This window comes from Candidatus Nesciobacter abundans, from assembly GCF_008189525.1.
GTDB classification, from domain to species: domain Bacteria; phylum Pseudomonadota; class Alphaproteobacteria; order CAJXXZ01; family 1604HC; genus Nesciobacter; species Nesciobacter abundans.
Window position 1 is genome coordinate 410,297 of record NZ_CP043314.1, and the last position, 12,721, is coordinate 423,017.

Annotated in this window: 9 protein-coding genes and 5 tRNA genes; 4 read left to right on the forward strand and 10 right to left on the reverse strand. The window is 29.5% G+C overall.

Features of this window, described 5'->3' with window-relative positions; genetic code table 11:
* Positions 1–58: 58 nt before the first annotated feature.
* Positions 59–2,014 carry a hypothetical protein gene (locus FZC36_RS01800; protein ID WP_148972285.1) on the forward strand — a complete coding sequence of 652 codons (1,956 nt, stop codon included), beginning with the start codon at positions 59–61 and terminating at the stop codon, positions 2,012–2,014.
* 109 nt (positions 2,015–2,123) lie between these two features.
* Positions 2,124–2,195: transfer RNA gene (locus FZC36_RS01805), tRNA-Val, on the forward strand.
* A gap of 100 nt (positions 2,196–2,295) precedes the next feature.
* Here the strand turns inward: FZC36_RS01805 and FZC36_RS01810 are convergent.
* The 4 genes from FZC36_RS01810 to FZC36_RS01825 form a co-directional block, all read right to left on the reverse strand.
* Positions 2,296–3,195 carry a Ppx/GppA phosphatase family protein gene (locus tag FZC36_RS01810; RefSeq protein WP_148972286.1) on the reverse strand — a complete coding sequence of 300 codons (900 nt, stop codon included), beginning with the start codon at positions 3,193–3,195 and terminating at the stop codon, positions 2,296–2,298.
* Positions 3,196–3,609: 414 nt separating this feature from the next.
* Positions 3,610–4,278 carry a hypothetical protein gene (locus tag FZC36_RS01815; protein WP_148972287.1) on the reverse strand — a complete coding sequence of 223 codons (669 nt, stop codon included), beginning with the start codon at positions 4,276–4,278 and terminating at the stop codon, positions 3,610–3,612.
* A 133-nt stretch (positions 4,279–4,411) separates the two neighbouring features.
* Positions 4,412–4,485, reverse strand: a tRNA-Arg gene (locus tag FZC36_RS01820).
* Between the two features lie 130 nt (positions 4,486–4,615).
* Positions 4,616–4,697, reverse strand: a tRNA-Leu gene (locus FZC36_RS01825).
* A 227-nt stretch (positions 4,698–4,924) separates the two neighbouring features.
* On the opposite strand from FZC36_RS01825, the gene FZC36_RS01830 reads away from it, so the two are divergent.
* Together FZC36_RS01830 and FZC36_RS01835 are read left to right on the forward strand one after the other, a co-directional pair.
* Complete coding sequence (locus tag FZC36_RS01830) at positions 4,925–5,419, forward strand: acetyl-CoA carboxylase biotin carboxyl carrier protein (RefSeq protein ID WP_148972288.1); 495 nt, start codon at positions 4,925–4,927, stop codon at positions 5,417–5,419.
* Positions 5,420–5,613: 194 nt separating this feature from the next.
* Positions 5,614–6,954 carry an acetyl-CoA carboxylase biotin carboxylase subunit gene (locus tag FZC36_RS01835; RefSeq protein ID WP_148972289.1) on the forward strand — a complete coding sequence of 447 codons (1,341 nt, stop codon included), beginning with the start codon at positions 5,614–5,616 and terminating at the stop codon, positions 6,952–6,954.
* A gap of 335 nt (positions 6,955–7,289) precedes the next feature.
* On the opposite strand, the gene FZC36_RS01840 is transcribed toward FZC36_RS01835, so the two are convergent.
* The 6 genes from FZC36_RS01840 to FZC36_RS01865 all read right to left on the reverse strand — a co-directional run bounded on the left by FZC36_RS01840 (position 7,290) and on the right by FZC36_RS01865 (position 12,693).
* Complete coding sequence (locus tag FZC36_RS01840) at positions 7,290–7,826, reverse strand: hypothetical protein (RefSeq protein WP_148972290.1); 537 nt, start codon at positions 7,824–7,826, stop codon at positions 7,290–7,292.
* Between the two features lie 89 nt (positions 7,827–7,915).
* Positions 7,916–8,590: a hypothetical protein gene (locus FZC36_RS01845; RefSeq protein WP_148972291.1), complete on the reverse strand. Its 675-nt coding sequence runs from the start codon at positions 8,588–8,590 to the stop codon at positions 7,916–7,918.
* A gap of 68 nt (positions 8,591–8,658) precedes the next feature.
* Positions 8,659–8,734 (reverse strand) — tRNA-Ala (locus FZC36_RS01850).
* A 230-nt stretch (positions 8,735–8,964) separates the two neighbouring features.
* Positions 8,965–9,038 (reverse strand) — tRNA-Ile (locus FZC36_RS01855).
* 451 nt (positions 9,039–9,489) lie between these two features.
* Entirely contained in the window at positions 9,490–11,784 is a 2,295-nt protein-coding gene (locus tag FZC36_RS01860) for a DNA gyrase subunit B (RefSeq protein WP_148972292.1), read from the reverse strand.
* A gap of 81 nt (positions 11,785–11,865) precedes the next feature.
* Positions 11,866–12,693 (reverse strand): biotin--[acetyl-CoA-carboxylase] ligase, encoded by an 828-nt coding sequence (locus FZC36_RS01865; RefSeq protein ID WP_187440089.1) that lies wholly within the window; start codon positions 12,691–12,693, stop codon positions 11,866–11,868.
* Positions 12,694–12,721: the final 28 nt, after the last annotated feature.

Below are 12,721 nucleotides of genomic sequence, written 5' to 3' on the forward strand. Positions count from 1 at the left end.
CTATACATAAGGGAAGTGAATTATTAAAAGCTTTAAAATATTAATCGAATTAATCAAAATGTTAAAAAATCAAAATTTATTAGGATTTGTAAAAAAACCTGACAGATTTGCAGCAAAACATGTATGCAAATTTATTTACTTAACTTGTTTGGCTGTATCTGCTGCTCCGAATGAAGTGTACGTTTTTTTCAGAGGGTTCCACTTTAATACAAGCTTTACAGAAGACAATATAAACAAAATTGTTCGTGAATCTAAACAAAGAAATTTCCAAGGAATAGATTGCTTGTCAAAGTACTCTGCTGAAAACGAATTAGATGAAAATGCTTGCTCAAGACTTAGTAACGACTTTGCAAAATTGTACGAACAAGGGTCCATGAAATTTCAAACAGGAAATAGCAATTCAACAAAAAGAGATTTCAGATCTCCAATGCATGCTGTACAAGAAATGTATGTTCAACATCATGATCTTTTCCAAGAAAAACTTGAAGATAGAACAAGTGAATTGTCTCAGATGCTACTTGAAACTACAGATATAACTACAGGTGAGTATATAAATAGTAATTTCCTGGTTTCTACATCTCTAGACCCTTGTTCTGCATTAAAGTTTTGCGCAGGAAGCTGCTCAGACCAAGCCAGAAAACCTGAAAAAAGAAATGGACGATTCATAAACTCACTTTTAGGATACTTAGATATTTTTGTTGTACCTTTAGATGAAATAAAAATTCTAAACCCATTTTTTGTTGCAGAAGAATTTGCAACTTTAGGAATAACTATAAACAATGCAAGCAGAAAACCTTATCATAAATATGCAGAAGTTAACTTTCCATTCCATATACCTGGCAAGTATCATAGGTATAGATATTTCTTGGATGTTTCTAAAGAATCAAGTTTCAATAAATCAGAAAACTGCAAATTCACAGATTTAGATAAAAGACTAGAATCAATTACAGAAAAACTAAATGCAATAGTTTCATTCATCTTATGTACAAATGGGTATAGCAGAATCTTCTCTGGATCAATAATGCGATCTCTAAGTAAAATAACACACTTCATGCCTGATAAATTGAAGGAATTTAGAAAAACTATAGAACATCTAAGAGATTCACTAAAAACAAATAACCCTAGATGTAATTCTATTCAAATCAACTTAAACGAATTTTGCATTAATATAAATGCATTTTGTGAACGATTTTATAACCCAACTCTAGATTCACAAGAAGGAATGTTTACAGCATTTCAAGCTGTGAGATATTTGGGAGATTTCTTGGATTATAATACAAATTCACCACTACCTGGTTATTTTAACTTACACATTAACTTATCTAATCTAAATTTAAATGATCCAGAAATAGAAAAGTTCATACCTATAATTTTATCAGCTAAGAATGTAAAAGCTATTAAAATCTTAGGAGGGGATGAATCCATATACTGGTATGATATAGATTACAGAGGAATAGAAAAGGATCTAGGTATAGAAGATAAAAAACAACTTTGTGAAGAAGAATTCCCTTGGACAGAGATTAAAGATTGCCCTACAATGATTAAATTGCTTAAACTTGTTGGTGAATCAATACATCCTGAAGCTGATTTTTCTCTAGATTTAACTGGAAATTCTTTCAGTGAAGATGATCTTCATTCTGCTTCAGAAACAATAAATAATCACAAACCTAATTCTTATATTGAAGTTATAGATGATAATTTATCCGAGAATGAAGCTGAAGAAGAAGCATTCAAAGTAATGAAAGAACATCTACAAGAGTTAATTGAAGAAGAGGAAGAATCTGAACCAAGCGAAACGTATTCTGAATACTGTGAAAGAAATAGTGATGCAGATTCAGAAGAAAGTAATGTTCCTGTTCACACTAACAATTATGAAAGTTCTTCAGATAAAACTGAAAGTAATTCTTCAGAATATGAAGAGGAAACTGAGGAAGAATCTGAAAAGTCAGAAGAGGAACTTGAGGAATCCGAAGAAGAAACTGAAGAATACGAAGAAGATCAGCTAACTAACTGATGATCAAAAAAATTTGCATCTTTTCCAGATATTACTTCAAGTATTATATTAAATCTATATCACAAATGTAGACAGGTCCACTAATCTTGTGATAGATTGATTTCTGAGAGAGTGTATAGCTCAGCGGTAGAGCACCACATTGACATTGTGGGGGTCACAGGTTCAAATCCTGTTATACTCATACTTTTCCTAACATAAACACACCAAAAATTTGAATTTATTACATTATTATTCCTTAAAATTTTCTACTTGAATACGTAAATAAAATAAAGAATGTGTAATTAATAAATATTGTTACAAAGCTTGTACAGCAAGCCTTCTCTTAAACCTTTTGTTGACATGACTATAGCTTCAGTGCTTTGTATTGTATGAAGCAAGTCTTTCATAAACTTACAACTGCCATATGTAGAGTGGTTTCTGTTTTTCAGGCCTTCATTTTTATATTTACTTATAATTTCATCCAAAATCTGCTCTGTTCTAGAGTTGCTGATTATCTTCCCATGGAACACTTCAGGATCTACATTACTATTTTGAGATATATGTTTAGAAATATTACTCATTATCCCAGATTTAGATAAAATCAGTGGAAGTTTTTCAGTTTGTGAGTCAGAAAAATTTTTCATAATATCCTTTAAATCATCTGTTAAATGCTGCTCATTTCCACTCTCTTGGAATTTTAAAATACCAATAGGCAAAGAAACCCATTTCTGTAGATATATCCTATTGTTTCTCTTTGAAAATAAACCTACTTCAGTACTACAGCCACCCATATCTATTACATAACAATCCTTGTAAGGCATAACATCTAAACAGCCTAAAGCTGAAAAATATATCTCTTCATCTGGGTTTATCATCCGAAAACTCAAACCTGTTTCATTTTTTATTCTATGTAACAAAGTTTTCTTATTAGATGCTAATCTACATGCAGCTGTAACAACAGATTCTATTCTTCTGACTTTATAATTCTTAGCAACTTTCATACACTTTTTAAGAAAATTAACACATCTATCTATTGCTTCTTCTTTTACAAATCCATTTTTATAAATATCTTCACCTAATTTGACTTGACTGATTAAAGACTTAAGCACAGTAACGCCATGTTTCTCGTTTTTATAACCTATTAACATTCTGCATAAATTAGATCCCAAATCTATACAGGCGTAATTCCTACTTCTTTCCATTGACTAACCTTATCATGTTTTGTGTATATTAACATTAAAGCCTTATATCCATCGAAGCATAAATCATAGTCAAATAAAGAAATAAAATTAATATTTACAGTTTCTTTACCATTTACCTGTTTTAATATCCAAAATAAAGTTTGCTTTAAATTTTCTTAAAAAATTAATCCAACTTTGTTCAAAAGTATTAAAAATCTTAATTTTTGATTTTTAGAATAAAAAAAGGGAGATACAATCAATGATTATATTAGATTTCAATTTCTACAAACTCTACAAGACAGTTATAGTGCTTACTCCAAACCAAATAAAGTCAAAAAGCAAAACTATGAGAAAAAGAAAAACTCAAAATTAAACCACATTAAAAAAGATCACTTATAAACATAAATTCCACTTCATTAACTCTGATTCAGATCTTTATATAATTTTCACTTCAGTACTTAATGTTATCTGCTTATTTTTATTATTAGCTACTTCAAATGAAGCTAATACATTAATTCTCTTTGTAAGTTTTGTGCTTAAAAAAGCTCCTGCAAACATATACACAGTTACAACTTCACTTAAATCCAATGTTTTTCTTTTTATAGGAGCGCCAGACTTCCATTTCATATTTTTAAAATCCACAAACCCCATTTTAGCTAAAAGTCCAACACATATCTTATTGCTAAGTTCTGTACCTATGGAGTAACCAAAAAAAGGAGCTATATACCTGATCGGTTTTATATCACTAAGCATTAAATCTTCACTATCACTTTCTGTATAATTACCTTCTGGGTCATTTTCAATTGACTTTGCTGAAAGATGTACTTGTCTAATAGTACTTGCCAAGCCAATATAAAGCTTAAAAATAAAACGCTTGCTTATAGATTCAAATAAATCAATATTAATCTGACCTCTAATAAATTCATTAAAGTAAGATTTATTTTTAATATAAACCTGTTTTCTATCATAGATAGCTTTATCTCTTCCATATACTGTAAAATCTAAAAGAGATCCAGCTCCTCCTTCTACAGAAATTGACACAGATTTTAACTCTACAAAAACAAATAAAAATGACAGTATAACTATCCTACAATTTGAAATCATTACCCATTCTATTACATTTTTATTTTTTTATAAGTATATAATCAGGTTTTTTATAATTAAATTACAAGAAACTTACTATAACAAATTGAAATATATAAATTTCTTATATAAATTACTTACAAGATATGAAAAACACGCCCGAGAAGAGTCGAACTCCTAACCTTCAAATCCGTAGTCTGACGCTCTGTCCAATTGAGCTACGGGCGCATAAAAGTTTTTATCAAACAATCTCAAAAAATTATAATAAAAGATCCTAATGATTTAAGATTACTTTCTTATATCTTGATATTTAAAAACTTGAAATAGCAAAACTACAAAATAAAAGAAAAATAAAAAGTACCCACTACCGGACTCGAACCAGCACGGCCTAGGGCCTGCAGATTTTAAGTCTGCTGTGTCTACCATTCCACCAAGTGGGCACATGTAAAATCTACTAAATTAATCCATTAAAATCAATCATATTTATACAATACATATTGAAAATTCATAAATAACTCTTAAGTGTCCACAAATATACATAAAATGACAGCCAAATTAGGCATAATAGTTTGAATAGTATTTTGTTTTTTAACAGATAATAATTCTATAAGCACATTGGAATTTGTATGATATGTAAATTTATTTCATTTTATGGTAAATTTCACTTATGTTTGAAAAGAAGATTCCTTTCATAGTAGAAGTTTTAAAAACTAAAGGACTTAAAGAAATAGAGTACAAAGAGGGAGATAAAAGCATTAGAATAACCCAAGACCCTTACTCATCTAATAATAATCAAATAGAAAATTTCAACTCAAATGAAGATTTAAATGATTTTGTTGTACTAAACAATAATCCAGATGCAAAAGAAAACGTTAGTAATTCTGAAAACAAAGCAACTTCAAAAGAAGATATGGTTAATTTGTCAGATATCAAGTCACATATAGTTGGTATAATGTACATTGCTCCTTCTCCAGGAAAAGATCCTTTTGTAAGAAAAGGTGATCGTGTAAAAGAAGGGCAGACACTTTTCATAATAGAAGCTATGAAATTCATGAATGAAGTAAAAGCTGAATTTTCTGGAACAGTGGAAGAAATTCTAGTGGAAGATTCTTGTCCAGTAGAGTATGGTCAAGTGCTTGCTAGAATAAAAAAAGATAACTAATAAGCAATATAACAAATAATTAAAGCTTCAAAAAATTTATATGTGATTCAGAAATTAATTACAAGACAATCTCTTATTAAAATCTCTGCTATTTAAAATTAACCTTAAATAGAGAAAAAGTATAAAGACAAGAAAATATAAATTCTTAAGAAGACTTTTATAAGGGTTTAAAAATAAGCTTTAGAAAGGGCACTATGATTAAAAAAATTTTAATAGCAAATAGAGGAGAAGTGGCTCTCAGAATAATTAGGGCTTGTAAGGCTTTAAGCATGGAAACCGTAGCCATTTACTCTGAGGCCGACAAAGATTCTATGCATGTAAGAGTTGCTGATGAAAGTGTTTGTATAGGTCCTGCAAAAGCTAAAGATAGTTATAACAATATGCAAGCTGTAATGTCTGCTGCTTTATTAACTCATGCAGATGCTATACATCCAGGGTATGGATTTTTATCAGAGAACAGTGAATTTGCTGAAATGGTAGAAAAACATGACATTATATTCATAGGACCTTCTTCGAATCATATAAAGCAATTAGGAGACAAAATAAACTCCAAATCCATGATGAAGAAATATAACATACCTACAATAGATGGTTCAGATGCAGTTAAAAGTTTAGAAGAGGCAAAAATTTGTGCTGAAGAAATAGGATTTCCTGTAATAATAAAAGCTTCAAATGGTGGTGGAGGAAAGGGCATAAGAATATGCCTAGAACCTGCAGACCTGGAAGATTCCTATAATGCTGTAATACAAGAAAGTACTGCTATTTTCGGAGAAGGGTCAATATATATAGAAAAATATCTAGAAGAACCTAGGCATATAGAATTCCAAATTCTATCAGATGGGAAAAACGCTATATGCTTAGGTGAAAGAGAATGTTCATTACAACGTAGAAGACAAAAAATCTGGGAAGAAGCACCTTCAATGGTTTTGACAAATGCAGAAAGACAAGAATTTTACAAAAAAATCACAAATATGTTTTCTGAAATAGGTTATAAAGGCGCTGCAACGTTGGAGTTTTTATACCAAAATGGAAAGTTATATTTCATGGAAGTAAATACAAGACTGCAAGTTGAACATACTGTTACAGAAGAAATAACTGGAGTAGATATAGTAAAGTGGCAAATAAGGGTTGCTTTCGGTGAGAAATTGAGCTTACAACAATCAGATGTAAACTTAACTGGGCATGCTATAGAGTGTAGAATAAATGCTGAAGATCCAAAAGATTTTGCACCTAGCCCTAAAATAGTAACAAATCACATACCTGCATTAGGACCTTATGTAAGAATAGAAAGCGCAATATACAATGGGTACCAAATCCAACCTTATTATGACAGCATGATATCTAAGCTTATAGTCAAAGGAGATGATAGAGATGAATGTATCAGAAATCTAAAACATGCTCTAAAAGAATATATAATCACAGGACCAAAACATTTAATCCCACTGTTTATAAAATTAGTTAATAATGCAGATGTTTTGAGCAATAATATAGATATTAATTGGTTAGAAAAGTTTTTGAATAACCAAGCAAACTAAATTAGATATAAACTAATCAAGTAATAACAAACTAACCACAATAGTAAATTAAAATATAGCGTATTAAGTGATATTTAGGAATAAAATCAAACTAATATCTAAATAATATATTTAAATTAATTGTAGAAATACATAACATATAACATAAATAGCAAAAAATGTTCAAGTTACAAAAAAAGCACTATATATTAAAAAAATTCTTTAAATATGAACTTACTCATAATTTATTCATACATATAGTTTATTCATATAAATCATATACAGCTCTGATCTTCTATATGAAATAAGATTTTTAATTTGAAATTCTATAAACCTATTTATTTATTAAAATCAAATTATTTAATTGTTCTTATTGCTATTCCAAGTTTAAAGCAATTAAATGCAGATAATTGATCCTCAATTATTCTCTCAAATGAAACAAAGCTATACAAATTCTTGGAAAGTTCATAACCAACAGAAGCACCAATTTTAAAAGATACTGAATTATTAGAGCTTATATTAATCATAGAAAGCCCAGGATAAACTCTAAAATAAAGTTTTTCAAAACTAGAAAAAGGTCTAAAGTTTAAAGAAAGCCCTACAAATCCTTTAAAACCAGATAACATATTTTTTAGTTCATCTTCAAACCGAACAACCCCAGTTTCAACTCTAATTCCAGCTTTAAATCTATTCTTCATTCCTGCTGTATCAAAAACAATACCTGCTGACTTTGTAAGTTTAAGTTTTTCTATGGAAATATTATTTCCAATTTTATTTGTATTGTATAAATCTGTATTAATAAATCCTGTTTCCAATTCTAAAGATGATGTGTTAGATCTGCTTACAAAACTAAATAGAACACATAAAGCAAAATACTTATTTCTAATATTCATACTGTAATAATATTAATATTTAACAGAAAAATCTACCCTTAATTTAACTAATAAAACATTTGTCAACCTATCTATTTACTAAAATCAAATTATTTTATTGTTCTATTTATAGCTATTCCAAATTTCAAAAAACTAAATGAACTCTTTGCATCATAATCAAATCCTTTACCATAACTCTCAGAAGCAAAAAAAACATTTTTCTCTAATGAAATAAAACTATACAAATTTTTAGAAATATCATAACAAACTGAAAGACCAATTTTTAGAAAGAAGTTGTTATTATTAAGAATATTTTGAGACAAACAAATTCCTGGATAAACTCTTAAACGTAATTTGCCTACACTAGAAAAAGGCCTGAAATTTAAAGAAGTACCTGCGAAAAAAATCGCAACAAATCCTATTTTTTCATAATCACTTTTATCATATCCTGTTTTTTCATAATCACTTTTATCATCACTGTCATATTCATTTGTTATATGATTATATCTAGCTTCTTTTGCATAGATTTTACAAATATCAATACCAAGTCTAATTCCAGTATTAAGCTTATTTTCATTCATTCCATTGCTATCAAAAGCAATGCCAAGTGTATTGCCAAGTTTAAATTCTTTCGAGTTTTCTGCATAGTTTTCTGCATAATGATATGCTTCTTTTCTTATAACTTTATTAAGAGCTCCTAATTCCAATTCTAAAGATGATGCATTAGGTTTGTTTACAAAACTAAATAAAACACATAAAGCAAAACATTTATTTATAATATTCATAAGTTCTTTTATCATGAAGAATTTGAGCTGTAAAGCTATAAAAATTTATTGGATAATTACAAGGAGTTTGGTGGAGATGGTCGGGTTCGAACCGACTACCTCATGCGTGCAAAGCATGCGCTCTCCCAATTGAGCTACACCCCCAACAATAAGATCATAAGAAATTTATTGGTTATGATCAAGTCTTTTCGTATATTATTTACCACTTTCTATTTTATATCTAAAAGAAAATACTAGAAAATTACATTTAGTTAAAAATATACTATAAATTTGTACTAATGAAGTGATTAATTATAAAAAACATAATTAAAATAACATGTTTATTGAGAAAACTGGTATTACTTGAGTCTAATTTAAAAACTTAGAAACAAAAATGGGCCGAGGAGGGCTCGAACCTCCGACCTCACGCTTATCAAGCGTGCGCTCTAACCAACTGAGCTACCAGCCCATTTGCTGAATTATATATCAGTTTAAATAAATATTAAATATCTACACATTAAAAAATGAAAAATTTATTGAAAATTCTAAATAAATATATATGAATAATTGTTTTACAAAAATTTCTAATAATTAAATATAATTAAATTATATATTGCTATAATAACAAGCTAAACAATAAAATAAAAAATATATAATTAAAACTAATTAAAGATAAAAGGATAACTAAAGATAGCTAAAAGAAAATTTGATTTAGTAAAATTCAAGAATAACAGAAATTTGACATAATATCCATTATGTGAAAAAATATAATTAAAAATAATATACGGATCAAAAAAATATAAACCACAATTAAAATGTATAAACACACAAATCATAGCGTCATAACTAAAATACTAAGGATTTCTCCTCCACTCATAAAATATTCAAGAATTTTTATACTAATATATTATATATAGGATTTAAGTATCTAAATCAGCGTATTCTGCATTTCTTTCTATAAAACATCTTCTTTCTTCTACTTCTTCACCCATCAAGTCAATACAAATTCTATCTGATTCTTCATAGCTATCGATTTTCACAACCTGATAAGTTTTCATAGCAGTTTCACTCAAATCTTCAGGATTCATTTCACCCAAACCCTTATACCTCTGTATTACTATACCTTTTCTAGCCTTTTTTATAATTTTGTCAAACAATTCTACTGGATCTTCTTTCCAAAATTCAGACCAATTTTTAGTAAAATCATTAAACAATCTAAATTCATCAGAGGTTATATTGCTGATGTCTATCTTTATATCTTCTCTTATGCCATCAATTTCTTTTTCTATTACGAATATTGAATCGCTTTGAGATACAGATACATTAAAACCTTTGCTTTCCAAATATTCCTTCATTTTTCCTACGTGCTCTACACCCAAGACTTCTCCATCGAAAGCTTTAGAAGCTAACATTACTCTCCAAGAATCAGACTTTTTCACTATTTTGTTTTTAACTTCATTTGCATCTTTCAAAAACAGCTTAAGTTTTTCTTGCTCCATTTCGAAATCTTCTATAGCAAGATCCTTACTCATATCAATCAATTTAGATAAAAACTCTTTTTCATCTCTTACATAAACAATTTTACCATGCCTTTTTAATCCATATAAAGGTGGTTGAGCTATATACAAGTATCCTCTATCTATAACAGCTCTCATGTATCTGAAGAAGAATGTAAGAAGAAGTGACAATATATGCTTTCCATCAACATCAGCATCTGTCATTATAATTATTTTGTGATATCTGATCTTTTCAACATCAAAATCCTCACCTATCCCTGTTCCAAGAGAAGATATAAGAGTTGTAATTGCGGCAGAGCTAAGCATTTTATCAAAACGTGCTTTTTCTACATTCAAAATCTTTCCTCTCAATGGCAATACAGCTTGAACAAATCTATTTCTGGCCTGCTTAGCAGAACCACCTGCACTATCACCCTCAACTATAAAAAGCTCACATTTAGCTGGATCTTTTTCAGAACAACCTGCTAATTTCTTTAAAACTTGAAAATCTATACCATTTTTCTGTTTTCTAGTCATATCTCTAGCTTTTCTAGCAGCTTCTCTTGCTGAAGAAGAACTAATTATTCTTTGTATGATTATTTTTGTTTCACTTGGGTGCTCTTCCAACCAGTCGTACACATCTTTAAAAACAGCAGACTCAACAAATGATCTAACATTAGAAGAAACAAGCTTCTCTTTTGTTTGTGAAGAAAACTTAGGATCTGCAACCTTTACAGACAAAACACAAGCAAGGCCTTCCCTAATATCTTCACCTGTTATGCTTACTTTTTGGTAATTCTTATTGTTACTATTTTTAATATAAGATTGAACTGCTCTTGTTAGTCCACTTCTGAAACCTTGCATATGAGTTCCACCGTCTTTTTGTGGTATAGCATTTGTAAAAAACAAAGAAGTTTCATAATAACTTTCAGTCCAAACCATAGAACAACTTAGTTCCATTTCTTCATTCTTGCTTTTTATATTAATAGGCTCTGGGTGAACCATTTTTTTTCTCTTAGCAACAGATTTTACAAAAGAAGTAACACCACCCTCATCATGTAACTTTTCTTCGGACCCATCTCTCTCATCCAAAAGATTTATCTTAACACCAGGATTAAGATAAACTAATTCTTGAAATCTGTTAAAAAGCTTAATTTTTTCGAAAATTATATTACTAAAGATCTGCTCATCAGGAAAGAAATGTATCTTAGTTCCAGTTCTTTTAGACTCTTTACCTTTTAATTCCCTATTTACTTTCAAGACCTGAACTGTTTTTCCTCTTTCAAATCTCATCACATGTTCTAGAGAATCTCTCCATATTACAACTTCCATCCATACGGAAAGAGCATTCACAACAGAAGCACCAACTCCATGTAAACCACCAGAAACCTTATATGCGTTTGAAGAGAACTTACCACCAGCATGAAGCTGTGTCATTATAACTTCAGCAGCAGACATTTTTTCACCAGCATGTGTGTCTACAGGAATACCACGACCATCATCTTCTACAGAAACTGAACCATCTTTACATATAGTCACAGAAACATTTTCACAATAACCAGCTAAAGCTTCATCTATAGAGTTGTCTACTATTTCGTAAACTAAATGATGCAAACCACTTCCATCGTCTGTATCACCTATATACATCCCGGGTCTTTTTCTTACAGCCTCAAGACCTTTTAAGACCTGAATCGATTCAGCACTATAGTTATTATTCACTAATACATTCTACATTCATATTAACTTTTCTTCAACTTATCTTTTTATCATTTGATCTTTTATGCATCCCTGTTACTTGCTCTAATGATCAGTATCATTTAAATCTAAAAACATACTTCCAGATGAAAATTCCTTTTCTTTTTCATCTATAGTCAAAACAGCCATACCATTGTCATTTATTCCTTTTAGAGCACCCTTAAAAGTCTCTTCCCTACTATTCAAAATCACATTTTGTCCTGCATAAGCCAAATTAGAGTTTATATAATCCAAATGCGGCTTTATTCCAGTTTGCAGAAAGTCTCTAAAAAATTTACCTAACCTACAAGCTATATGATCAGAAAAATCTTCTACACTTATATTTTGCACACAATTCAAAGAAACCATTCCATTGTTATTAATAAAGTTATTCAACATGAATGCTTCTTTCATACAAGTTGACCTACCTAAAGGAGAGAGGTTAATATTCAATCCTATTCCTATAATTGCAACTTTTGATATTTTGCCAGAATTTGAACCGTTGTAATCATACAATTCTGACAAATTACCAGATATTTTCTTGCCGCAATACATTACATCATTTATCCATTTTATTTCTGTATCTATTCTGTAATCTTTTAAAATCTGATGAATAAGCAAGCTAATCATTTGTGATAAGTTAATTAGATCTTGTGCTTCTTTGTCATTCGGAACTGGAATTATAGAAGTAAGATACAAATTTCCTTCTGGAGAATTCCAAACTCTTTCATACTGCCCTACCCCTACTTCTTGCTTTGTGGCTCGTACAGTTATAAATTTATTATCTTCAAAATATTCATCTAAGTTCTCTTTAATCAACTCTCTAGCAAATTTTTGAGTACTATCAATAGATTTAAAAAAGAATTCTGTACCATGAAATTTTTTCAACTTCACAAAGTTTGTTTTTGTTAAATTCACAACT

What these genes read in the sequence shown, in the direction of transcription:
- FZC36_RS01800 (WP_148972285.1), top strand. Translation starts at nt 59, where the DNA reads ATGTTAAAAAATCAAAATTTATTAGGATTTGTAAAAAAACCTGACAGA.
- FZC36_RS01810 (WP_148972286.1), bottom strand. Translation starts at nt 3,195, where the DNA reads ATGGAAAGAAGTAGGAATTACGCCTGTATAGATTTGGGATCTAATTTA.
- FZC36_RS01815 (WP_148972287.1), bottom strand. Translation starts at nt 4,278, where the DNA reads ATGATTTCAAATTGTAGGATAGTTATACTGTCATTTTTATTTGTTTTT.
- FZC36_RS01830 (WP_148972288.1), top strand. Translation starts at nt 4,925, where the DNA reads ATGTTTGAAAAGAAGATTCCTTTCATAGTAGAAGTTTTAAAAACTAAA.
- FZC36_RS01835 (WP_148972289.1), top strand. Translation starts at nt 5,614, where the DNA reads ATGATTAAAAAAATTTTAATAGCAAATAGAGGAGAAGTGGCTCTCAGA.
- FZC36_RS01840 (WP_148972290.1), bottom strand. Translation starts at nt 7,826, where the DNA reads ATGAATATTAGAAATAAGTATTTTGCTTTATGTGTTCTATTTAGTTTT.
- FZC36_RS01845 (WP_148972291.1), bottom strand. Translation starts at nt 8,590, where the DNA reads ATGAATATTATAAATAAATGTTTTGCTTTATGTGTTTTATTTAGTTTT.